We start from the raw sequence: 22,790 nt of genomic DNA on the forward strand, positions 1-22,790 counted from the left end.
AAAAACCATGGCTAAAGATTCCAGCTTTGACGTTGTGTCCGAAGTCAATATGCAGGAGGTCGACAATGCCTTCCAGCAGACCACGCGCGAGATTTCCCAGCGCTATGACCTGAAGGACTCCGGCGCCACGATCGAGCTTTCGAAGGGCGACAAGCTCTTTACGATCAGCGCTCCGGCCGACTTCGTCTCCAAGCAGATTATCGACGTTTTGAGCTCCAAGCTCATCAAGCGTGGCATCGATCTTAAGGCTGTGTCCTGGGACGCTCCGCAGGCCGCTTCGGGTGGCACCGTGCGCGTGCTCGGTCACATTGTCGAGGGCATCGACCAGGCTACCGCAAAGAAGATCAATAAGGACATCAAGGATCAAAAGCTCAAGGTCAAGGTGACTATCGAGGCCGATAAGCTGCGCGTTTCCTCGGCATCCAAGGATGCCCTGCAGACCGTGATCCAGTTTCTGCGCGACCAGGACTATGGCCAGCCGCTGCAGTTTACCAACTACCGCTAATTTATTCGAAAGGACCGCTTTCCAACATGGATACACCGTTGGGCTCCGTGCTCTATATCACCCTCGGTTGCGCCAAAAACGAGGTTGATACCGACCGTATGCGCTCGCTGCTGACCGCTGCGGGCTACGAGGAGGCATTCGATCCGCAGGATGCCGATATCGCCATCGTCAACACGTGCTCCTTCCTTGCCTCGGCTACGTCCGAGAGCATCGAGACGACGCTCGAGCTTGCCAATGAGGTGCAGGACGGCGTTCGCTCGTGCCCGATCGTTATGTGCGGCTGCGTGCCGTCTCGCTACGGCGACGATCTGCCCGACGAGCTTCCCGAGGTCGCCGCGTTCGTGAAGGCCGACGAAGAGGACGGCATCGTTGCGGTCATCGATGGCGTGCTGGGTGTCGAGCGTGAGGTTGCGGCATATATCCCGCAGGTCAAACGTACCGTCGAGGGCGCGGTTGCCTATGTGAAGATCTCCGACGGCTGCAATCGTTTCTGCAGCTTCTGCATGATCCCGTATATCCGCGGTCGCTATCACTCGCGTGATGCGCAAAGCATTATCTCGGAGGTGCGCGACCTGGTTGCCGGGGGCGTGCGCGAGATCGTGCTGATCGGTCAGGATACGGGCATCTGGGGCAGCGACTTTGACGCCGCCGACGTTGACGAGGGTTCGCCGCGCAACCTAGCCCAGCTGCTGCAGGCCGTATCCGAAGCCGTGCGTCCGCATAACGTGTGGGTCCGCGTGCTCTACCTGCAGCCCGAGGGCATGACTGACGAGCTTATCGAGACCATTCGCGATACGCCCGAGGTGCTGCCCTATATCGATATCCCCGTGCAGCACTGCGACGCGCGCATCCTCAAGGCCATGCGCCGCTCCGGTTCGCGCCAGGAGCTCGAGGGCCTGTTCCGCGACCTGCGCGAGCGCATCCCCGGTATCGTGATCCGCTCCACAGCCATGGTAGGGTTCCCGACCGAGACCGACGACGAGTTCCGTGATCTCATCGACTTTATGGATACCGTGGCCTTTGACTACACGAGTGTCTTTGCCTACTCGCAGGAGGAGGGCAGCCTGGCAGCCAAGATGGAAGGCCAGGTCGATGATGAGATTAAGCTCGAGCGCGCGCAGGAGGCTATGGACCTGGCCGAATCGCTCGGCTTTGCCGCGACCGCCGCTCACGTTGGCGAGCGTGCCCAGGTGATCGTCGACGGCATCGAGGAGACCGAGGACGGCGCCGAGCTCATCGGCCACGCCTGGTTCCAGGCGCCCGATTCCGACGGCGCGGTGCACTTGGATGCCAGCGAGGCCTCCGTGGGCGATATTCTGACGGTCGAGTTTACCGATAGCTTCTGCTACGAGCTCATCGGTCATGTGGTTGAGTAGGAGAGCGTTGTGGCTAACGAGAGCAATAAGGAACTGACGAGTGTCTGGACTCCCGCCAATATCGTGACGTGCGTGCGCATCGTCTTTATCCCGGTGTTCATGATCGTGTCGGCCCTGTCGCACACGGGCGTTGCCGGCACGGACTGGAGCACCTTCGACGGCCCGCTCGCCGCCGCCGCCTTTATTCTGTACGTCATCCTGTCGTGCACAGATAAGGTTGATGGCTACCTGGCTCGTTCACGCAACGAGATCACCGACTTCGGTAAGTTCTTGGATCCCATCGCCGATAAGTTGCTCGTGTTCTCGGCTCTGCTTCTGTTCTTGGATTTTGGTACCGTAACCGTGTGGTCGGTGTTCATCATCCTGTTCCGCGAGCTGCTGGTGAGTGCCCTGCGCATGGTCGCGAGTGCGGCCGGTGTGGTCGTTGCGGCCGATAAGCTCGGCAAGTACAAGACGGCGACCACCATGGTTTCCATCTGCGGCTATCTGTGCGTCTTTGCGATGGCCGGCCTTAACCTGGCCCCGGTGGCGCTGACGCTCGGTATCTATGGCGTCTCACGCTTCCTGTACGCCGTGGCCGTTATCCTGACCGTTATCTCGGGCGCTCAGTACTTTTGGAACTGCCGCAAGATCGTCTTTTCGGTCTAGGTCCTGGTAGGTATGACGGAATCATTTGAGCAGATTGCCGCGCATAACGAAGAGCTCGCACGCGATATTGTCGAGCGTGCAGGTGTTCGTGGCGTGACGGTTTCGACGGCTGAATCTCTGACGGCGGGCATGATCGCCTCGACGGTTGCCGATATCCCCGGTGCCTCGGCGGTTCTCCGTGGCGGTGCCGTAACGTACTGCGACCAGATTAAGCACCGTGTGCTGGGTGTTGAGCAGGAGACGCTCGTTCGCTATACCGCGGTGTCGTATCAGACGGCGCGTGAGATGGCGGCGGGCTCGCTTGAACTTTTTGGCAGCGATATTGCCGTGAGCGCGACGGGCTATGCCGGCCCCGGTGGTGGGACCGAGGACGATCCAGCTGGCACTTTTTATATTGGCTGGGCGTATCGCTCGGCCGATGGGGGAGTGCCGGTCGTGGACTCCATTCGTTGTCACTATGAGGGCGATCGTTCGTGTGTCCGTGCCCATGCGGTCGCGGAGGCATTGGGTCGCATCGTCTGCGTGCTCGATTCTATGGAATAGACGTGTTTTAAGGGGCCTCCGGGCCCCTTAATTGTGGAGATAGGGACCTCTGGCGAATTTGCTCTTTGTGCAGGTGGTTGGCGTATCCTTCCCCGTCATGCCTTGCTTGGTTCGCCTTCGGTCAAGTTTTTGGTCAGTGTTTGGTCGGCGTTTGGTTGGGTTTTGGAAAGGTCGGCTGCATATGATTTATCTGAACGGTTGACCACGAACAGCCGTTCGTTTATTATCGATGCAGGTTGTTAAGAGGAGGGCTATTCATGGCCAAGAATTCAGGTCCCGTACGTACCGTTCATGCTCGCACGACGGGTAAAGAGCGCGATGAGATGATCGCCACCACCAAGGCCGAGATCGAGAAGAAATTCGGCCAGGGTTCCATCATGAGGTACGGCGACGGTGGTCCCGAGCTCGAGGTCGAGGCCATTCCCACAGGCGCCCTGGCCCTCGATGCCGCGCTGGGCATCGGCGGCGTGCCGCGCGGCCGTATCGTCGAGATTTACGGTCCTGAGTCCTCCGGTAAGACAACGCTTTCTCTCGAGATTTTGGCAGAGGCCCAGGCTATGGGCGGCGTCGTGGCATTTATTGATGCCGAGCACGCGCTCGATCCCACGTATGCCGCGCGTATCGGCGTGGACATCGATGAGGTCCTCATTTCCCAGCCCGATACGGGCGAGCAGGCGCTCGAGATCGTCGACATGCTCGTGCGCTCTGGCGCCATCGACGCCATCGTCGTCGACTCTGTCGCTGCTTTGACTCCGCGTGCCGAGATCGAGGGCGAGATCGGCGATACTACGGTCGGCCTTCAAGCCCGTCTGATGAGCCAGGCGCTCCGTAAGCTCGCCGGTTCGCTCGCCAAATCTAAAACGACCTGCATCTTCATTAACCAGCTGCGCGAGAAGATCGGCGTCATGTTCGGCAACCCCGAGACTACGACGGGCGGCCGTGCCCTCAAGTTCTTCTCGTCGGTGCGCATCGATATTCGCCGCATCGACAGCATCAAGCTCAAGGACGAGGTCATCGGCAATCGCGTGCGTGCCAAGGTCGTTAAGAACAAGGTGGCCGCTCCGTTCCGCTCTGCCGAGTTCGACATCATGTACGGCACGGGCATCTCTAAGGAGGGCTCGATTCTTGACATGGCCGTCGAGTGCGGTATCTGCAAAAAGATGGGCTCTTGGTTTGCTTACGGTGAGGACAAGCTCGGTAATGGTCGCGAGGCCGCTAAGGCCTTCCTGCGCGAGCATCCCGATTGTGCTGACGAGATCGAGCATAAGGTTCGCCTCGCCTGCGGCCTTGAATTCGATGACGATGCTCCGTCCGAGGTCGAGCTGACCGATCAGCCCGAAACTGAGGAGTTCGATGAGCTTTACGCCATCGATGGCTCCGCGATGCTCGATGACGACGACGAGTAGCGGTTGCCCTCATGTCGTATACGGTGACCGAGGCCACGGTCGTCTTTCCCGATAAGAAGGCGACCTCCTCGTTCTCGAGTGGGTCTGCATCAAAAAAGCCTTGTGCACATATCGACTGCGAGCTCGAGGGTGGTTTTGAACGATCCATCTGGATTCCTGTTCGTGTTGCGCGTCTGTTTCTTAAAAATCGCCCCGATCTTCCCTGCGATTGGGATGAGTTTCGCGAAGCGGTACAGCTCATTGAGTGTAAATGCGCGCTTACCATGGTGACTGAGATGCTGTCGCGCCGCGACCATGCCACGGGTGAGGTCCGTGACAAGCTGGCTCGTTACGGATTTCGCCAGCCCGCAATTGATTTTGCCGTCCAGCGTGCCACTGAGTATCACTTTTTAGATGAGAACCGCTTTTGCTCGTACTTTATCGAGGAACGCAAACGACGCGGCTGGGGACAGCGCAAGATTGAGACCGAGCTCAAGCGCCGCCATGTCGTACTCGATGATATCCCCGGCTATCCCGAGAATTATTTTGCCGCGGATGACGACTTGGCTCGCGCATCGGCTCTACTCGCGAAGCGTCGTGTTCCCGAGACACGTGGATTCGAAAAGCTCGTCCGGTTTTTGATGGGCAAGGGCTTTTCGTACCACATCGCCGCCGATGCCGTTAAGGCGCGTCTCGATGCCGAACGTGAGGAATGTGCAGTTTAGACACATGCTAGACGCATGCGTTTTGCGTACCCGCCGTTCACCGCGTTTAAGTCGCCGTACCGAGTCCATTTATTTGACAGTTGTTACGGTTCAACGTACGATAAACACTGTCATTTGCTTTGTGATATGTGCTCATCTTTGATGAGTTTGTTTATATGTTTATCTGTATCCGACCCGCATAAGCTGCGCCCATATTACTCAAATGTCGCGAGCCGTTCGTAAGGACGGTTCGCTTTGTTGTGTAACGAATCCATAAAAAGGAGTGAGCATGCCTATCATCGCAGCGCTCGTTGGCATCGTTTTGGGTGCCATCGCCGCCATTGCCTACATGCGCACCGCCAAGCAGGGTAGTCTTCACGAGGCCGACGAAAAGATCCAGTCGGCTCACGCACAGGCTGAGTCCCTTATCGGTGATGCAAAGCGTCAGGCCGAGACCCTCAAAAAAGAGGCTCTGCTTGAGGCCAAGGAAGAGATTATCAAGAACAAGCAGGCTGCCGAGGCCGAGGACAAGCAGCGTAAGAGTGAGATTCGTACGCTAGAGAACCGCGTGATGCAGCGCGAGGAGTCCCTCGATCGCCGCAACGATGCCCTCGACAAGCGTGAACATCAGCTGTCCAGCCAGGCTGGCCAGGTCGAGAAGCGCTCTCGCGAGCTTGAGGAGCTCTGCGCCAAGCAGACCTCGGAGCTCGAGCGCATCGCCGACCTGACCCGCGAGGATGCTCACAAGGAACTCCTCGACAAGGTTCGTGGCGAGGTTACCCACGAGGCCGCTACGATCATCCGTGAGTCCGAGCAGCAGGTTCGCGCCGAGTGCCACAAGACCGCCCAGGAGATCTTGTCCCTGGCGATTCAGCGCTGTGCCGCCGATCACACCGCCGAGGTCACCGTTACCTCCGTGCATATTCCGTCTGACGACCTGAAGGGTCGCATCATCGGCCGCGAGGGTCGCAATATCCGCACCTTCGAGCAGGTTTCCGGCGTCAACCTCGTGATCGATGATACGCCCGAGACCGTCGTGCTTTCGAGCTTCGATCCGGTCCGTCGCGAGACCGCCCGCGTCGCCCTCGAGAACCTTATTGCTGACGGCCGCATTCATCCTGCCCGTATCGAGGAGATGTATCACAAGGCCGCCGACTTGGTTCAACAGCGCGTGCGCGAGGCTGGCGAACAGGCTGCCTTCGATACCGGTATCCACGATCTGCACCCCGAGATCGTTAAGACCCTTGGTGCTCTGCGCTACCGCACCTCGTTTGGTCAGAACGTGCTCCAGCACTCCCTCGAGGTTTCCGACCTGTGCGGCGTGATGGCTTCCGAGCTTGGCCTGGACGTTGTGACCGCCAAGCGTGCTGGTCTGCTGCACGATCTTGGCAAGGCTATCGACCATGACGTCGAGGGTCCGCATGCCGTTATCGGCGCCGAGCTCGCCCGTCGCTATGGCGAGAAGCCCGTTATCGTTCACGCTATCGAGGCTCACCACGCCGACGTCGACCCCAACACGGTGCTCGATGTTCTGGTCCAGGCTGCCGATGCCGTTTCTGCCTCTCGCCCCGGTGCCCGTCGCGAATCGGCCGAGAACTATATCAAGCGCCTTGAGAAGCTCGAGGAGATTGCCAACTCCCATGACGGCGTCGAGCGTACCTATGCCATGCAGGCTGGTCGCGAGGTCCACGTCATGGTTCAGCCGGACAAGATTTCCGATGCTCAGTCCACGGTCTTGGCTCATGACATCGCCCATCAGATCGAGGAAGAGATGGAGTATCCCGGTCAGGTGCGCGTCGTCGTGATTCGCGAGAGCCGCGCTGTCGATATCGCTAAATAACATGAACGACGCGAACGAGCTCATCTCATTTATCGCGTCGATGTCGGGGGAGGGCAACCTTCGCGTCGAGGAGAACCTTGGCGAGGGGTATGTCCGCCTCCGCGTTTCGGAGGCCGAGCGGCGCCAGGCAAAGCACGACATTCAGCATGTCGAGGATATTGTCATCGAAATGCTGCGCAACGCTCGTGATGCCGGCGCCGACAAGGTCTATCTCGCCACGACCAAGGAAGATGGCGTCCGTACGCTCGTCTTTCTGGATAACGGCTCGGGTGTGCCGCAGGATATGCAGGAGCGCATCTTCGATGCCCGCGTTACCTCCAAGCTCGAGAGCATGAAGATGGATCGTTGGGGCGTTCACGGTCGAGGCATGGCATTGTTCTCGATTAAGCAGAACACCGACGAGGCACGCGTTGTCGCGTCGGATGTTGACCTTGGCTCGGTCTTTAAGGTGAGCGTCGCTACTGACCGCCTTGGCGAGCGCGCCGATCAGTCCAGCTGGCCTCAGGCCGTGAAGGACGAGGACGGTCACTATGTCTGCGCCCGTGGCCCTCACAACATCATTCGCGCCGCCTGCGAGTTTGCCCTCGAGGAGCTGCGCGCCTGTGATGTCTATCTGGGGTCTCCGTCCGAGATCGCCGCGACGCTGCATGCACAGGCCTCCAGCCGTCTCGATGCTTCCCGTCTTTTGTTTATCGATGACGAAGCCGAGCTTCCCGTGGTGGATCGTCTGGGTCTTGCTTCGGATGCGGAAGACTTTATCCGTATCTGTTCGGGTTTGGGCCTTGAGATGTCCGAGCGTACGGCGCATCGTATCTTGGCGGGCCAGATTAAGCCCGTTCGCGGTGTGACCGCACGCCTGCTTCGCGAGCGCGATTCATCTTCACATGCATCTGCTCCGGTTGATCTCGCCAAAGATCGTCGCGGGTTGCGTATTGCCAAGGACGACATGGCGCAGTTCTCGCGAGCCGTGGAGCGCGACTTTAACGATCTTGCATCGCGGTACTATCTCAACCTTTGCGGCGACCCCAAGATTCGTGTTTCACGTGATCGCATCACTGTGACGTTCGATCTTGCCAAAGAGGAATAGCATCTTTACCGAGTCCGTTCGGTACGATACAGTTATTGCAGTTAAAACGTACTTTTAAACGCAGGAGTTTCTTCATGGATTGCCTGAAGGTATCAAGCAAATCATCGCCCGCGTCCGTTGCCGGCGCCATTGCCGGCATGGTCAAAGATGGTGTTCCCGTTAATATTCAGTGTGTCGGCGCGGGTGCCGTCAATCAGGCCATTAAGGCTGTGGCCATTGCACGCGGATTTTTGATTCCGACCGGGTTTGATATTTCCTGCGCGCCGGTGTTCTCCGACATCCTCATCAACGGGGAGTCGCGCACGGCCATCCGTCTTTCTATTTACGTTCATCAGATTAATCGTGCCGCTATGGATAGCGTTGTGATGGACGACGTTAAGCCTGTGGCATAGATTGTTTACTCTTTGCCCGCGCTCTTTGATTCCGCCTATTCCACCTCGTTAGGACTTATACACATGGACCAGGGTTCCGTACGCGATATTCTTGCCGGTAAAACCTACTTCATCCGCACCTTTGGCTGCCAGATGAATCAGCACGACTCCGAGCGCGTGAGTGGCCTGCTCGACTCGTATGGCTGCCTCATGGCGCTCGATCCGGAGCATGCTGACATTGTCGTGTTCATGACGTGCTGCGTTCGTGAGGCCGCTGACACCCGTCTGTACGGTCAGTGCAACTCTTGTAAGAGCCTCCCGCCTTCACCCTCGGGCAAGCGCGTGGTCGCCGTGGGCGGCTGCATCGCGCAGCGCGACGGCGAGGGCCTGCTCACAAATGTCGATAACGTCAATGTTATCTTTGGCACGCATTCTATCGCGCATGTTGCCGAGCTCATTGCCGAGGCATTCATGGACGGCAAACGTCATATTCGCACCAACGAGCACGAGGACACGGATGCTATGAGCATGCCGTGGCATCGTGAGACTCAGTATCATGCCTGGGTCCCCATTATGACGGGCTGTAATAACTTCTGCACCTATTGCATCGTGCCGTATGTGCGCGGTCGCGAAAAGAGCCGTCCTTTCGAGGAGATTGTCGACGAGGTAACCGGTCTAGTACGCCAGGGCGTGCGTGAGGTTACGCTTTTGGGTCAAAACGTCAACTCCTATGGTCGCGATCTGTTTGGCAAGCCGCGCTTTGCCGACCTGTTGCGTGCCGTGGGCGATACGGGTGTAGAGCGTATTTTCTTTACTTCCTCGCATCCCAAAGACCTGCTGCCCGAGACTATCGACGCTATGGCCGAGACGTCTGCCGTCATGCCGCAGCTGCACTTGGCAGTTCAGTCGGGCTCGACTCGAATCCTTAAAGAGATGAATCGTCGCTATACGCGCGAGGATTATCTGGGCCTGGTCGATCGCATCCGCAATCGCATGCCCGATATCGCGCTTTCGACCGATATCATCGTGGGCTTCCCCGGAGAGACCGAGGAAGACTTTGAGCAGACGCTCTCGCTTGCCGAGACGGTCCGTTATGCTCAGGCCTATACGTTTATCTATTCCAAGCGCGCCGGTACTCCGGCAGCCGAGATTGACGATCCCACGCCTCATGAGGTGATTCTTGAGCGCTTCAACCGTCTGGTGAAGGTTATCGAGACCACTGCGCACGAGTATAACCAGGGTGAGCTCCACACTGTTGTGCCGGCGCTTATTGAGGGTACGAGTAAAAAGAATGACGCGGTGCTGTTGGGCAAGAGTCCTAAGAATCAGACCGTTCATGCACCGATTCCCGAGGGCTACAGCATCAATCAGTTGATTGGCAAGATTGTCGATGTTGACATCGATGTTGCCAAGACGTGGTATCTGTCCGGATCCGTTGTGGGCGAGCCGCGCTAATGATTTCTCACGGGGCAGGCCTTTCCGCCGTTGCGATTGTCGGTCCGACCGCGGTTGGTAAAAGTGATGTCGCAGATCGTTTAGCGGCTCGTCTTTCGTCCGAAGTGCTGTCGTGTGACGCGATGCAAATCTATCGAGGTATGGATATCGGCACTGCCAAGATGACACCAGAGGAATGCACGGCGCCTCTACGCCTGGTTGATATTGTTGAACCGGGCGTTGCATATTCTGCAGCGTTGTATCAGGCAGACGCTCGTGTACATGTTGAGCGCTTGCTGGGCGAGGACCGCCTACCGGTGTTTTGCGGGGGTACGGGCTTGTATCTCAAGGCGGCCCTGGATGAGATGGATTTTCCCTCGGGCGAACTTGAGGACGATCGCCGCGCGGGGTATCAGGAGCTTGCCGAGCGCATTGGCGAGGAAGCGCTGCACGCGCTGCTTGCCGAGCGTGACCCCGAGTCCGCCGCGGTCATCCACCCCCATAATGTTCGTCGCGTGATTCGCGCGCTGGAAATGCACGATGATGGCGTGTCCTACGCGCAACAAAAGTCGCAGTTTAGTGTTCCGCGCGAGCATTATCACGCTCTGTGGTTTGGATTGATGCGTAATCGCGAGGTGCTTTACGAGCGAATTAACCTACGCGTCGATCTGATGTTTGAGCAGGGTCTTGTTGATGAGGTCCGTGGTCTTATGGACCAGGGGCTGAGAGATGCCCTAACTTCGATGCAAGCGATTGGCTATAAAGAGATTATCGATGCCTTTGACGGCGTGATTTCTATGGATGAGGCTCGCGAACTCATCAAGATGCGTTCGCGTCGCTATGCCAAGCGTCAGCTCTCGTGGTTTAAACGCGATGACCGCATCGTGTGGTTCGACATGGACGAGTTTACGATCGATGGGGTCGTTAAGGATATCCTTCACCGTATCGAGGCGGCCTAATGGCTCGATTTCCCCTCGTTCCCACGGCGCCTGAGCCCGAACGTGCCGTTCTTGTCGGAGTTGAGTGGCGCGATAACGCCTGGCCGCTTGATCGTTCGCTTGACGAGCTTGAGCGCCTGGCCCATACGGCTGGCGCCCAGTGCGTGGCGCGTTTGTCACAACGCCTGGTTAAGCCGTATCCAAAATCGTTTATTGGCTCCGGAAAGGTTGAGGAGCTTTGCGGGCTCGTGCATCGTATGGATGCCGATGTTGTTATCTTCGACGACGATTTAACGCCCTCGCAGCAGTCGTATCTTGAGAAAGCCGTGGGCGAACCGGTTAAGATTATCGATCGCACGGCGTTGATTCTCGATATCTTTGGCCTGCACGCTCAGACCCGTGAGGGCCGCCTGCAGGTGCAGCTGGCCCAATTGCAGTATTTGTTGCCCCGCTTGCGTGGTATGTGGAGCCATCTTGCTAAAGAGCAGACACGCGGTGGCATTGGCTCGCGCTTTGGCCAGGGCGAAAGCCAGCTCGAGGTTGACCGACGTTTGATTCGCAACAAGATTGCCGCGCTTCGTCGTGAGCTTAAGCAGGTCGAACAGCGCCGCGATGTCCAGTCAAAGAGTCGTATCGAGTCGCCGGCGTTTCGCGTTGCCCTAGCCGGTTATACCAATGCCGGTAAGTCGACGTTGCTCAATCGCCTGACCGGGTCCACGGTGCTTTCTCAGGACAAATTGTTCGCCACGCTCGATCCGACGACGCGCTCGTATCGCTTGCCCGGTGGTCGCGGTATGACCATTACCGATACCGTTGGCTTTATTCAAAAGCTGCCGCATGGTCTCGTTGATGCCTTTAAGTCCACGCTGTCCGAGGTCCTTGGTGCCGACCTGATCCTTAAAGTTGTGGATGCCTCTGACGAGGACTACGAGCGCCAACTCGAGGCAGTCGATCGCGTTCTTGACGAGATCGGTGCCGGTGAGCGTTTGACCCTTACGGTGTTCAATAAAATCGACCTACTCGATAGCGTCGACCGATTAAGTTTCCATCGTCGCTATCCCGAGGCCGTGCTGTTCTCGGCCCAGACGGGCGAGGGGCTCGACGATCTCGTCGACCGTATTGCTCGAGAGGCGGCTGCCACCGATGTGTTGCTTTCTGCGGATATCCCGTATCGCGAGGGCGCCCTCATCACGCTGGTGCATGAGCAGGGGACCCTTCTGCATGAGGAATATTTAGGGGACGGGGTTCGCATTGTGGCGAAGTTGCCGGCCCGTATCGCGCCGCGTCTTGGGCGCTATCGTACGGAGTAAACGAGCTCAAGCACGCCTAGAATGATAGGCTGATGAAGCAGATAGAACGGTAAGGCATGCCGACCGAGGACTGTGAGCGTCGGGATGGGATTGGCGTATGCCCATGCCGGCGCTTCGTGGCTTGATGCTTGTGCTGCCTGGGCAGTAAAGAAGCCGGTAAGGTACATAAAGACAAACGGAATGAGCGGATAGTAGTCTCCCGAAACAAAACCCGGGCCCGGGAATCCAAGCCATGCCAGGTAGGGGAGTGGGTAGACCGCTTTTGGAATGCCCCAGGTTAGGGCAAAAAGAACAAGGCACGCTGCGATGCCCCACGAGCCCGGCATTTTTTGAAGTAACGGACGGGTGAGTGCAACCACCGCGGTGCACGCCGCCATGCAATAAATGATGCCAAAGTTTACCGAATCGTCGACTGATACCAGTGTAGTTGCAATCCATACGACCAAAGCTGCGGCCGCGTACTTGAGGGCGCGCTTAACGTTATTACGCGAGAGCGTGCTCATCCAACCGGCGATAAACAAAAATACCCAGCTGATACTTGCGCGCCAGATATCCTGGAAAACCGTTTCGGTAAACCATGGCATATCCCATCCATATAGGTAGGCCAAATCGTAGCAGGCGTGAAAACCTGCCATCGACAGCATCGTAAACCCGCGGACGGTATCAAAGATGGTGATGCGTTTTTGCATTACGAGAACCGGCGCATCAAGCCGACGACTTTGCCCAAGATAACGGGATTCGTTGCATAGATAGGCTCCATGGTGTCATTCTCTGGCTGCAGGCGTACGCGTCCCTGCTCCTTGTAGAACGTCTTGACGGTCGCTGAACCATCAATCATGGCCACGACAATTTCGCCGTTCATGGCACTCTTTTGTTCACGGACGATGATGTAATCGCCATTGAAGATGCCGACATTGATCATTGAGCTCCCATGCACCTCAAGGATAAAGGAGCCCTGGTCTGTGGCGATTTCGGTCGGGATGGTAAAGGTGTCTTCGATATTTTGCTCGGCCAGAATGGGAATCCCGGCCGCGACGCGACCGACGAGCGGCAGCGAGACCGTTCCGCGGGGCGCTGTGGGTTCATCGGATTTGGAAATCGAGACAGAGGATCCGTCCTCATCAAAGAGCTCTAGGGCGCGAGGCTTGGTGGCATCGCGCTTGAGCAGTCCTCGAGCCTCCAGGGCAGAGAGATGAGCATGCACCGTGCTGGGGGAGGAGAGGCCTACGGCCGATGCCATCTCGCGCACACTGGGCGGATAGCCCTTCTCCTGCTGATATTCCTTGATGAAGTCGTAAATCTGCTGCTGACGCTTGGTAATTTTGCGAGCCATCAGGGGATCCTCTCTGCCAATGTCAAACAAATGTTCGATTTTTGCTTGACAGGAACAACTGTTCGAAGATAATAATAACCGAACATTCGTTCTCGCGCTAGACATTTTTGTCCGCGCGGCTTGATAAAACTGTTCTCAGCAAAACACGCGAGAGGAGAACATGATGAACGCAACGAATATGGTCCAGGGAAACCTTGCCCTTAAGCTCGAGACGCCTGCAGAACCCACTTTTACGGTTGTTCAGGGTGGCCGCTCCGGCTTTCAGCCTTTGACCGTAAAGCCTGCTCGCAATCAGCAGGCTGTAGTCGCGCCGGCTCGCGTTGCCCTGAAGGTTCCGACGATTGTCGCCGTTGCCGTTGCGCTTACGCTCTTCGTTGTCCTCGCTACGTCGGTCTTTAGCGCTCGTCACGCCGCGTATGCCGAGTCCGTTTCCAACGTTACCTACGAGACTATTCGCGTTCAGCCTGGCGATTCTCTTTGGTCTCTTGCCGAGGAATATCCAATCGAAGGCCTTTCCACGCAAGAGACTTCCGACATGATCCGCAACGTCAATCACCTGGAGCATGGCTCGATCGATGCCGGTGCGCATCTTAAAGTTCCCGCTCGTTCCTAAGATTTAAGCACCGTCGCATGGTACCCTTGTAATCGTTTTAGAGGAGGTACCATGCGCTGTCCCAAGTGCGGCAAGGCACATACCCGCGTCGTTGATTCCCGCATGCAGGAATCTAATAACACCATCAAGCGCCGTCGCGAATGCTGCTCATGCAATTATCGCTTTACGACATTTGAGCGTTGTGAAGACCCTATCGAGGTCATTAAGTCAGACGGATCCAAGCAACGGTTCGATCGCAATAAGTTGCTGGTCGGTTTGATGCGCGCCACGATCAAGCGAGATATCGACACTAAAAAGCTCAACGAGATCATTGACGATATTGAGGTTGAGCTTCGCTCCCGTACCCTCACGGCCGTTACGTCTCACGAACTGGGCGATATGGTTCTTAAACGGTTGGCCAAGATTGATAAAGTGGCCTACATCCGCTTTGCCTCGGTCTATCGCGATTTCAAAGACGTCGACGAGTTTCTGCAAGAGCTCGACAAGCTAAGGTGATTTCATGTCCAACATTACCGTTAACATTAAACGTCTCGACCCAACCGTCGAGCTTCCCAAATACGCCCATCCTACGGATGCCGGTTTGGACCTGCGTTCCAACGAGGATTGCATTCTGAAGCCCTTCGAACGCCGTCTGGTCTCTACTGGGCTTGCCATCGCCCTGCCCGATGGCTACGCCGGCTTCGTCCAGCCCCGCAGCGGCCTGGCCATTAAGCAGGGCCTGTCTATAGTCAACACGCCCGGTCTCATCGATGCTCACTACCGAGGAGAGCTCAAAGTCATCCTCATTAACCTAGACCCCAAGAACAACATCAAAATCAACAAAGGAGACCGCATCGCCCAGCTCGTCATCCAAGAAGTCCCCACGGTCAATCTCGTAGAAGTACAAGAACTAGACGAAACCGACCGAGGAGCCGGCGGTTTCGGCTCTTCCGGTTTAGCTTAGATTGTTATGTCCGCTCACCCGTTGGAGGGCCCTATATATCATCCCATGCTCAAACATTCTCGCTTCGCTGCGAAACTGCGCGTGGGACGATATATAGGGCCCTCCAACGGGTGAGCTTCGTTTACATGTTAGCTACGGTAACGGCTTCTCCAGCAAAAGGTGATAAGATTGAACCTTCTAGCAAGCCGATCCGACAAAGGTGCTGTTTCTTTGTCTGATCGGCTTGCTAGAAAGATTGCTATTTGTTCTCAAGCAAAAAGGCCCCCGTCCGGGGCTCACCCATATCGTTCCACGCGCAGTTTCGCAGCGAGCGCAGCGAAGCGAGAATGTTTGAGCATGGAATGATATGGGTGAGCCCCGGACGGGTGGGATTAGTGCGCCACTGCGAAGCGAGAATGTTTGAGCACGGGATGATATATAGGGGCCTCCCACAGGTAAGCGGACATTAAGACGCTAGCGGATGTGCGCGGGTTTTTCGCCCCAGTAGAAGCGGCAGAAGGCTCGTTTGCGCTTTTGGGGTTTGTCTACGAGCTCCATCGTGGCGATGGCGATGTCTTCGGCTGCGCGGGGACGGCGCAGCACTTCGCCGTTGATGAGCAATGCCTTGAGCGACTCCGGATGATCGTGGAGATGTCGCAACGTCACGATGAGCTCTCGTGCCGTGGTGACGTGCATGCTGGCGCCCATGCCGGTGAGCATAGTGGTGTTGGCTTTTTCCTGGCCATATGACTTGCCCAGCAGGATCATCGGCAGGTGTGCGCACAGGCATTCGGTAACAGTTAGCCCGCCCGATTTGAGGATTGCCAGGTCGCAGCCGTGCATGAGGGCTGCCATGTCGTCGACATAATCCAACACCGTGACGTTCTCGAGCTTCATGGCATCGAAGAGCGTCTTCAGCCGGGTGGCATACTCCACGTCTTTGCCGGGCAAAAAGACAAAGTGCATGTCTTCGAAGCTTCGCAGGAAGGGGAGTGTGTGGTCCATCGCCGCGCGAAAGCGGACGTAAGGCTGAGGCAAGCTGGCACCGGCCATTACCAGCACGACGGTCTTGTCGGTGGGGAGGTTGAACTTGGCTAGCTCTTCCTCGCGATCGTAATCCGTGTCGAATCCGGCGCGAATAGGAATGCCGGTAATGCGAATCTTTGACTCGGGTACCTTGCGCGGACGCAGCGTTTCGGCCATAAATTCGTTGGCAACACAGAACAGATCGGTGTCCTTGTGGGGCCACCAGCCCTCGACTTCGTAGTCGGTCGGTACGCAGATGACGGGATAATCGATACCCGTAATTACGCGGGCGCCCACGGCAACATTGGCTGCTGTGATGTGCGTTGCGACCACAGCTATGGGCCTGCGGCTACGAATATATTCGTTGAAGGCGGGGAACATAATTCGCGACCATGCCGTGCCGCCACCCCAGAGAAGATGTCCCGTAAGCGTATATCGCCAGGTCAGGTCGTAAATGGGGCGCGTGGCTCCCGTAAAAGAAGCCGCGGTCTTATTGCCGTCGAATTTAATACGTCCAAAATCAAGGATATCGAGCACTTCAATCTCAACATCCTCGGGGATGCCATTGGTGCCGCGGATGAGGTCGAATGCTTGCGCAATCGCATTTGCGGCGGCCTTGTGACCCGAGCCGACCGAGGCGTGCACGATGGTCACGAGAGGTTTTTGCTGTGCCAAGAGCGTGGTTTGCTCCGATTGAGGAGTGCTGTGCGTGAGCAGGGGAGCGTCGTCGCTCGTCTGCGTCTGATCCATCGATAACTCCCCTTCGACGTTGTAACACGGAATTTATCATTGTAGTGCATGAGTGTCACGTTCACGTAAATTTGGGTATGAGCGCAAAGAACGACAACGTTTCGACGAGAGGACTCTTCATGACTACCGATCAGACAATCGATGTTGCGATTATCGGTGGCGGCCCTGCGGGCTATGCTGCAGCCATTTATGCGGCGCGTGCCAACCTAACGACGACTGTCCTTGAGCAGGGCATGTCGGGCGGACAGATTGCCACGAGCAACGAGATTGAGAATTATCCTGGTATTCCACTGCTGAGCGGCGCCGAACTTGGTGAGCGGTTTCAACAGCATGCTGAAGGCCTGGGGGCTCAGGTTGAATGGAGTATGGTAACAGGCGTCGATTACGATGCCGATGCGGGTCAATTTACCATCCATCATGATATGGGCGACACAGCGGCCAAGAGTGTCATTGCGTGCATGGGCGCCACGCCACGTCCTGCGGGTTTTGTTGGCGAGGACACGTATCGCGGTCGTGGCGTTTCGTATTGCGCGACGTGTGACGGCATGTTCTTCCGTAGCAAGCAGGTCTTTGTTATCGGAGGCGGCAATTCGGCATGTGAGGAGGCGCTGTTCCTGTCCGACATTGCCAGCAGCGTGACCATCGTGCTGCGTCGCGATCAGTTCCGTGCACCCGAGGGCGTTGTGAATAAAGTGCTTGCTAAGGACAATATTTCAGTTAGGTACCAAACTAGTATTGTTGAGCTTTCTGGCGAAGCGATGCCCACGACAATTACATTCAAGGAAAATGCGACTGGTGAAATGTACACTGAATCCTTTGAACCTGGCTCATTTGGCATTTTTGTCTTTACCGGCACGCAGCCACATACCGAACTTGTTGAGCATCTAGTCGATCTGGCTCCCGACGGCGGCATCCTTACCGACGATTCGATGGCTACCCGTACGCCCGGCTTATTCGCAGCCGGCGATATCCGTTCCAAGCGTTTACGCCAGGTTGTGACCGCCGTTTCGGACGGAGCCATAGCAGCAACCAGCGCATACGCTTTCCTACGCGGATAAGTACGATAATATATCTTATGTAAGGTTGCTATCTTTAAACAAAGTGGTTGAACGGTGCTTCAATGTGCTGTCCAACCACTTTTACTTAGCGGCTATGTGATATGCAAAACTAGATAACCTAGAATACAATATATAAAACGAACGGAGGCCCTTTATGAACCACGTCAAACATGTTATCCCGATGTCCGATACATCGGTCAGTATTAAGCCGGATGATATTCAGCCGACGGTGCTGCCGGACGCATTTATTCAGTCCGATATGGTGGGTAAACTCAACGCTTTGAGCCTGCCACGCTATGACCAGCTGCCCAATGTAACGCTCTATCGCGATCAGGTTATTGAATATGTTGCTCTGTGGATGGAGCCGCTTTCGATTTGCGTAGAGCAGCCTGTTATCACGCCTTCAATGATCAATAACTACGTGAAGGTCGGTCTCGTTCCTGCTCCGGTTAAAAAGCAGTATGGCCGTGAGCAGATTGCGCGTCTCATCGCCATTTGTATTTTTAAGCAGGTGCTGCCCATCGCTGCGGTTCAGGCGCTTTTTAATATTCAGCGCTTGAGCTACGACGCTCCGACCGCCTTTGATTATGTTGTCGATCAGCTCGAGGCATCGATTCGTTCGGCGTTTTCCGTCGAGCAGACTCCCGTGCCCGATACCGCACATCAGGTTACGCGCGAGTCGCTGCTCGTACGCAGTGCAGTATCGTCCTTCGTTTCGAAGGCGTACCTGATGAGCTATCTCAAGTTTAATGGGTTTAATAGCTAACTGAGGTATAAGACGGGCGGGATAAAGAGCCACTGGCCCCTTATCCCGCCCGCGCGTTTGACTAGTTGGACATTATCGGCCCGAAGCTACGCCCATGCCGTAACCGATGATGAGACCGCGCATCTCGGCGTAATAGGAATCTAGCCCGTTACAGGGCATGATGATAGTCTTGGAGCCGGGCCAGTGCTCGACAATGCGATCGGCAAGCGCCTGGGCTCCAGCTTCGTTCTCAACGTGATCGATGATGACCTCGCCGCCCGTGAAACCCTCGGCCTCCATGGTGTCGACAATCTTGGTGAGCATCTTCTTTTCGCCACGCGTGTGCCCAACGAGTTCAATTTTGCCCGCGTCGCTCGCCGTGCCCAAAATGCGGATATTGAGCTTGTTGGCAATGACGCCGGCTGCCTTAGGAATGCGTCCGGCCTTCGCAAGGTTTTCGTAATTACACAGGCTAAAGAGAATCTTGCTGTTTTGCTCGAGACTATCGAAGTAAGCGCAGGCGTCTTCAAAGGAAACGTCCGGGTTGCTCGCAAGATAGCGGTCGAACAGCAAGAAGATCAGATCCATTTTGCCACCTGCGGCTCGCGAGTTAACCAAATGAATCTGACGGTTGGGCTCTTCGGCAAGCACCATGTCACGCGCGGTGGCCGCGGCATTGTAGCTACCCGAGACGCCCTCGGAGATGGGCATGCAAATCGTCTTGTCAGCGAGCTTAAAGAGCTCAGCCCACTCCCCTACGCTTGGGCAGGCGCTCGATGATGCGTCGGCTTCCGATTGAATGGCAACATTAAGCTCGTGAACATCGAGCGAGAGGTCGTCAACGAATTCACGCTCCCCCACTCGGATCTTAAGGGGTGCAAATGCAAAGGTGGTATGAGGTGCGGTTGGTTGCCAATCGCGAAGATTGCAGCTCGAATCGGAGATGAGTGCCCAGCTCATTGAGGGTCCTTTCTAATTGTTCCCCAACAATTATAGCCATCTTTTTGATTGTTTGGACGGCTATCTAGTTTTGAATACTAGATAGCCGTACTGATCTTATGGCAAACGGTAGGGGCAAAAAGAATGGGCCTCGTGATTCAAGATCGCGAGGCCCACGTTCGTTCGCTGTAGTAATAAATTAATAGCGTACGAAGATGTAGTTGTTGTTCATACCGGCTGCGACGGAGCTGATGATAACGCCCGTGCTGTAGTCGGAAGCATGGATCATCTGGCCGTTGCCAATGTAGATGCCGGTGTGGTAAGAGTTAACAACGACGTCGCCAGGCTGGGGATCGGACACACGGGTCCAGCCCATGAAGGTACCAGTGGTGCCAAGGCGGCAATAACGGCCGGTGAGGCAGTAGCTTACAAAGCCGGAGCAGTCAAAGCTGTTCGGGCCAATGCCGCCCCAGGAATAAGCGCAACCAAGCTTGCTATAAGCGCGAGAAACAACGGAACCGCCGTCAACGGACTGGCTCGGTGCCGAAGGCGTGGGAGCAGGAGCAGGCGTAGAGGGCTGCGGCGTGGGAGCGGGCGCGGGCGCGGGCGTGTTGCCGCCGCCGTTGTTGGTCGTACCGCCACCATTGTTGGTGTTCTCGGTCGTACCGGCGGTGTCATTGCTCACCGTGGCCTTTTCGGCGGTGCTGGCATTAATGCCAGCCTGCAGCGCAGCGTTGGCCTCGGCCTCGGCAGCAAGCTCGGCCTGCAGCTGCGAATCCAGGGAGTTCACGACACTCTGGGCCTCAGCCTGCTGGGCGTTGAGCTCGTCGACCTTCTTCTGCGTCGCGGCGACGTTCTTCTCCTGTTCGGTCTGCTTATCGGTGAGCTGCTGCTTAAGGTCCTTGACCTCCTGAATGGTCTGGGCCTGCTTGTCGGACACCTTACCGTAGTAGAAGAGACGGTTGAGCATGTCGCCCAGATCGTCGACGCCCGTCAGAACCTGAAGGAGACTCAGACCGCCGGTCTTGTACTCACCGGCAACATAGCTCGAAAGCTTTGCCTGACCTTCGGCAATCTCTTGCTGCTTTTGCGTGATCTCGCCTGCAGTCTGATCAAGCTCCTGCGTCTGTGCGGAGAGTTCTTCATGAATTTGCTGGGTTTGGGTGCCAATCTGCTCGAGTTTAGTTCGAGCAGCGGCAAGGTCGGATGCGGTATCGGCGTAAGCCGGAGCCACGAGGCCCAGGCCCAAAACACAAGCGAGGGTTGCCGTAGCAGCGCAGCGTGCCATGTTTTTGTGCGTATTTGCTGTGCGCATGTAGCTTCCTTTCCGGTATCTAAGGGTAGCGGCTAGTCAACCGTTACCAGGCTAAAGAGCTCCACATCGTCATCAGACGGCGTGAGCTTCTCGCGCGGGTTGAGAAACGCAAGCTCAAGGATACAACCGTAACCGACAAGCTTTGCGCCCATATCTCGCACCAGTTTACCTGTTGCCTCGACGGTTCCGCCCGTCGCGACCAAGTCGTCCAGAATCAACACGGTATCTTTAGAGCTGATAGCGTCGGCATGGATCTCAATGGAATCCGTTCCGTACTCGAGCTCGTAGTTCTGGCTCACGGTCTCGCGCGGCAGCTTGCCCGGTTTACGTGCGGGAACAAAGCCGGCGCCAAGGGCTACAGCCACCGGTACGCCAACCATAAAGCCGCGAGCCTCGGGACCCACGACCTTGGTGATTCCCATGCCGGCAAAGTGCTCGGCGAGGGCATCGGTCATGGCTTTGAGCGCCTCGGGATTGCCGAAGAGCGGCGTGATGTCTTTAAAGATGACTCCGGGCTCGGGATAGTCGGGGATGTCGACGATTTGAGATTCGAAGTCGTACATTACATGACCTTTCAATGGGTTGCCGAAACTTCGGCAGCGGTTATTTGCCCGCGGTGGCGGTGCCGGATTGCGAAGGGGCGACGACCTTGAGCGGTTTTACGAGAGAATCCTCGTGCGAAGCCGGAGCGGCTGTCTCTTCGTTTTTGGCCTTGGTGGACTCGGAGCGAGTGATTTCCTCATCGAGTGCATCGATGTCGGCGTCCTCGACCACGGCGTTGAGCGACTCAAAAACGCGGTTCTTGAGCAGCGCAGTGTGCACACCTTCCGTCAGGTCGTGAAGCTTCTTAAACGCACGCTCGAGCTTGGCATCGCGCTCGTCATCGGAGGTATCCATGCCGAGCATGCTCACGAGCACCTGCTCAAACATCGAGGACTCGCGGTTGGCGGAAGACACGTACTGACGCAGGTTGCGCGGCTCGATATGGAAGCGTGACAGCTCGGAGCAGTAACGGATGATCGGAAAATCGCGACCATCGACGAGCTCACGATTCTGCGGACTCTTGATGATGCGAATGAGGTCGTTCTCGGCGAGCGAGCGGATAAACGAAATCTCGATGCCCAGCATATCGGGAATGGTCTCGATGGGATGTAGCTTTTGCTTAGTCTCCTTGGGTTCCGTCTTGAGTGGAACATCGGACAGCAAGCCCACCTCGTAGGCGAGCGTTGACAGGTCCGTGGCGTTTTCCAGGCGCTGCTTAATCACGTTGAGCGGCATGTAGCGGGTCTTCTGCAGGTGCAGAATGACCTCCAGGCGATCAACGTCCTCCTTGGAGTACTGACGGTATCCCTTAGGCGTACGATGAGGGGTAATGAGCCCCTCATCTTCTAGAAATCTAATTTTGGAGTTTGAAAGATCGGGGTATGCGCCTCGAAGCAGGTTGACGACTTGGCCGATACTCAGATAGTTGCGTTCGGCCATGCCCTACTCACCGGTTTCGATGCGCTCCGGCGTGCTCTCGTGGTAGATGAGCGTAAACGTACCGATCTGGACGGAAGAACCGTCGTGCAGCGGGGCGGCGTTGACGATAGCGCCATCGACCCACGTGCCGTTGAGCGAACCCAGGTCCTCGATGCGAGCGCCCATGCCCTCACGAATAATGCGCGCGTGGCTGCGTGACACGGTCATATCGTTGAGGAAAATGCCGTTCGCCGGATCGCGCCCGATCGTGGTCACGTCGTCCTCGAGCTCAAAGGCGGCACCGGTCTGCGGGCCCTTGACGATGGACAGGACGGGAGCGGTGATGCGCACGTTGGCCATAAGGTCGGGAACGGTGACATCGCTCGAAGGCACCCGGAATACGCAGGTAGCGTCGGCGGCCTTATCGTTTTGAGGCGTATTGTTAACCATGTTATCCATGACTACCCCTAACTAACGCGGACATGCC

General features: G+C 56.6%; 25 protein-coding genes. 17 read left to right on the plus strand and 8 right to left on the minus strand.

Annotation, left to right across the window (positions count from 1 at the left end; translation table 11 throughout):
- Positions 1 to 7: 7 nt before the first annotated feature.
- The 12 genes from I1M21_RS02840 (at position 8) to hflX (ending at position 12,141) form a co-directional block, all read left to right on the plus strand.
- The gene (locus I1M21_RS02840) at positions 8 to 505 is read left to right on the plus strand and encodes a YajQ family cyclic di-GMP-binding protein (RefSeq protein ID WP_117770334.1); all 498 of its coding nucleotides are present in this window, start codon (positions 8 to 10) and stop codon (positions 503 to 505) included.
- Positions 506 to 531: 26 nt separating this feature from the next.
- A complete protein-coding gene (rimO, locus tag I1M21_RS02845) occupies positions 532 to 1,881 on the plus strand; it encodes a 30S ribosomal protein S12 methylthiotransferase RimO (protein WP_195192329.1) in 1,350 nt (449 codons plus the stop codon).
- A gap of 99 nt (positions 1,882 to 1,980) precedes the next feature.
- A complete protein-coding gene (gene pgsA / locus I1M21_RS02850) occupies positions 1,981 to 2,529 on the plus strand; it encodes a CDP-diacylglycerol--glycerol-3-phosphate 3-phosphatidyltransferase (protein ID WP_229025554.1) in 549 nt (182 codons plus the stop codon).
- Positions 2,530 to 2,541: 12 nt separating this feature from the next.
- Positions 2,542 to 3,072 (plus strand): CinA family protein, encoded by a 531-nt coding sequence (locus tag I1M21_RS02855; RefSeq protein ID WP_195192331.1) that lies wholly within the window; start codon positions 2,542 to 2,544, stop codon positions 3,070 to 3,072.
- A 257-nt stretch (positions 3,073 to 3,329) separates the two neighbouring features.
- Positions 3,330 to 4,478 (plus strand): recombinase RecA, encoded by a 1,149-nt coding sequence (gene recA / locus I1M21_RS02860; protein ID WP_271741986.1) that lies wholly within the window; start codon positions 3,330 to 3,332, stop codon positions 4,476 to 4,478.
- 11 nt (positions 4,479 to 4,489) lie between these two features.
- Complete coding sequence (locus I1M21_RS02865; RefSeq protein WP_195192332.1) at positions 4,490 to 5,182, plus strand: regulatory protein RecX; 693 nt, start codon at positions 4,490 to 4,492, stop codon at positions 5,180 to 5,182.
- A gap of 268 nt (positions 5,183 to 5,450) precedes the next feature.
- Positions 5,451 to 7,001 carry a ribonuclease Y gene (gene rny, locus I1M21_RS02870; RefSeq protein ID WP_115596193.1) on the plus strand — a complete coding sequence of 517 codons (1,551 nt, stop codon included), beginning with the start codon at positions 5,451 to 5,453 and terminating at the stop codon, positions 6,999 to 7,001.
- 1 nt (position 7,002) lies between these two features.
- On the plus strand, positions 7,003 to 8,088 hold the full coding sequence (locus tag I1M21_RS02875; RefSeq protein WP_156062775.1) for an ATP-binding protein: 1,086 nt from the start codon (positions 7,003 to 7,005) through the stop codon (positions 8,086 to 8,088).
- Positions 8,089 to 8,162: 74 nt separating this feature from the next.
- On the plus strand, positions 8,163 to 8,480 hold the full coding sequence (locus tag I1M21_RS02880) for a stage V sporulation protein S (protein WP_195192333.1): 318 nt from the start codon (positions 8,163 to 8,165) through the stop codon (positions 8,478 to 8,480).
- A 63-nt stretch (positions 8,481 to 8,543) separates the two neighbouring features.
- On the plus strand, positions 8,544 to 9,914 hold the full coding sequence (gene miaB, locus I1M21_RS02885; RefSeq protein WP_195192334.1) for a tRNA (N6-isopentenyl adenosine(37)-C2)-methylthiotransferase MiaB: 1,371 nt from the start codon (positions 8,544 to 8,546) through the stop codon (positions 9,912 to 9,914).
- Entirely contained in the window at positions 9,914 to 10,852 is a 939-nt protein-coding gene (gene miaA, locus I1M21_RS02890) for a tRNA (adenosine(37)-N6)-dimethylallyltransferase MiaA (protein WP_195192335.1), read from the plus strand. Before miaB ends, miaA begins: the two co-directional genes overlap by 1 nt.
- A complete protein-coding gene (hflX, locus tag I1M21_RS02895) occupies positions 10,852 to 12,141 on the plus strand; it encodes a GTPase HflX (RefSeq protein ID WP_195192336.1) in 1,290 nt (429 codons plus the stop codon). The genes miaA and hflX overlap by 1 nt, the downstream gene beginning before the upstream one ends.
- Here hflX and I1M21_RS02900 read toward each other — a convergent pair.
- Together I1M21_RS02900 and lexA are read right to left on the minus strand one after the other, a co-directional pair.
- The gene (locus I1M21_RS02900; RefSeq protein ID WP_195192337.1) at positions 12,126 to 12,830 is read right to left on the minus strand and encodes a heparan-alpha-glucosaminide N-acetyltransferase; all 705 of its coding nucleotides are present in this window, start codon (positions 12,828 to 12,830) and stop codon (positions 12,126 to 12,128) included. The genes hflX and I1M21_RS02900 overlap by 16 nt on opposite strands.
- Entirely contained in the window at positions 12,830 to 13,474 is a 645-nt protein-coding gene (gene lexA, locus I1M21_RS02905) for a transcriptional repressor LexA (RefSeq protein ID WP_195192338.1), read from the minus strand. Before lexA ends, I1M21_RS02900 begins: the two co-directional genes overlap by 1 nt.
- A 163-nt stretch (positions 13,475 to 13,637) precedes the next feature.
- Here lexA and I1M21_RS02910 point away from each other — a divergent pair, with 163 nt between their 5' ends.
- Genes I1M21_RS02910 through dut form a run of 3 tightly spaced genes read left to right on the plus strand, consistent with a single transcriptional unit; the run spans position 13,638 to position 15,030 of the window.
- A complete protein-coding gene (locus I1M21_RS02910; protein ID WP_229025538.1) occupies positions 13,638 to 14,087 on the plus strand; it encodes a LysM peptidoglycan-binding domain-containing protein in 450 nt (149 codons plus the stop codon).
- Positions 14,088 to 14,138: 51 nt separating this feature from the next.
- On the plus strand, positions 14,139 to 14,582 hold the full coding sequence (nrdR, locus tag I1M21_RS02915; protein WP_055285168.1) for a transcriptional regulator NrdR: 444 nt from the start codon (positions 14,139 to 14,141) through the stop codon (positions 14,580 to 14,582).
- Positions 14,583 to 14,586: 4 nt separating this feature from the next.
- A complete protein-coding gene (gene dut, locus I1M21_RS02920; protein ID WP_195192340.1) occupies positions 14,587 to 15,030 on the plus strand; it encodes a dUTP diphosphatase in 444 nt (147 codons plus the stop codon).
- 453 nt (positions 15,031 to 15,483) lie between these two features.
- On the opposite strand, the gene I1M21_RS02925 is transcribed toward dut, so the two are convergent.
- Positions 15,484 to 16,785, minus strand: coding sequence for an MGDG synthase family glycosyltransferase (locus I1M21_RS02925; protein WP_195192341.1), 1,302 nt, complete (start codon positions 16,783 to 16,785; stop codon positions 15,484 to 15,486).
- A gap of 119 nt (positions 16,786 to 16,904) precedes the next feature.
- Between I1M21_RS02925 and I1M21_RS02930 the strand changes: the two genes are divergently transcribed.
- Entirely contained in the window at positions 16,905 to 17,843 is a 939-nt protein-coding gene (locus I1M21_RS02930; protein ID WP_195192342.1) for an NAD(P)/FAD-dependent oxidoreductase, read from the plus strand.
- Between the two features lie 154 nt (positions 17,844 to 17,997).
- Positions 17,998 to 18,609, plus strand: coding sequence for a DUF1836 domain-containing protein (locus I1M21_RS02935; RefSeq protein WP_195192343.1), 612 nt, complete (start codon positions 17,998 to 18,000; stop codon positions 18,607 to 18,609).
- 72 nt (positions 18,610 to 18,681) lie between these two features.
- On the opposite strand, the gene I1M21_RS02940 is transcribed toward I1M21_RS02935, so the two are convergent.
- From I1M21_RS02940 to I1M21_RS02960, 5 genes are all read right to left on the minus strand, one after another.
- Positions 18,682 to 19,548 (minus strand): DegV family protein, encoded by an 867-nt coding sequence (locus I1M21_RS02940; RefSeq protein ID WP_195192344.1) that lies wholly within the window; start codon positions 19,546 to 19,548, stop codon positions 18,682 to 18,684.
- Positions 19,549 to 19,726: 178 nt separating this feature from the next.
- On the minus strand, positions 19,727 to 20,842 hold the full coding sequence (locus tag I1M21_RS02945) for a coiled-coil domain-containing protein (RefSeq protein WP_195192345.1): 1,116 nt from the start codon (positions 20,840 to 20,842) through the stop codon (positions 19,727 to 19,729).
- A gap of 32 nt (positions 20,843 to 20,874) precedes the next feature.
- The gene (locus I1M21_RS02950; protein ID WP_195192346.1) at positions 20,875 to 21,405 is read right to left on the minus strand and encodes an adenine phosphoribosyltransferase; all 531 of its coding nucleotides are present in this window, start codon (positions 21,403 to 21,405) and stop codon (positions 20,875 to 20,877) included.
- A gap of 40 nt (positions 21,406 to 21,445) precedes the next feature.
- The gene (gene ftsR, locus I1M21_RS02955) at positions 21,446 to 22,324 is read right to left on the minus strand and encodes a transcriptional regulator FtsR (RefSeq protein ID WP_195192347.1); all 879 of its coding nucleotides are present in this window, start codon (positions 22,322 to 22,324) and stop codon (positions 21,446 to 21,448) included.
- Positions 22,325 to 22,327: 3 nt separating this feature from the next.
- Positions 22,328 to 22,762, minus strand: coding sequence for an FHA domain-containing protein (locus I1M21_RS02960; RefSeq protein WP_195192348.1), 435 nt, complete (start codon positions 22,760 to 22,762; stop codon positions 22,328 to 22,330).
- Between the last annotated feature and the right edge of the window lie 28 nt (positions 22,763 to 22,790).

Origin of the sequence: Collinsella aerofaciens (assembly GCF_015546965.1) — a bacterium.
GTDB lineage: Bacteria > Actinomycetota > Coriobacteriia > Coriobacteriales > Coriobacteriaceae > Collinsella > Collinsella aerofaciens_X.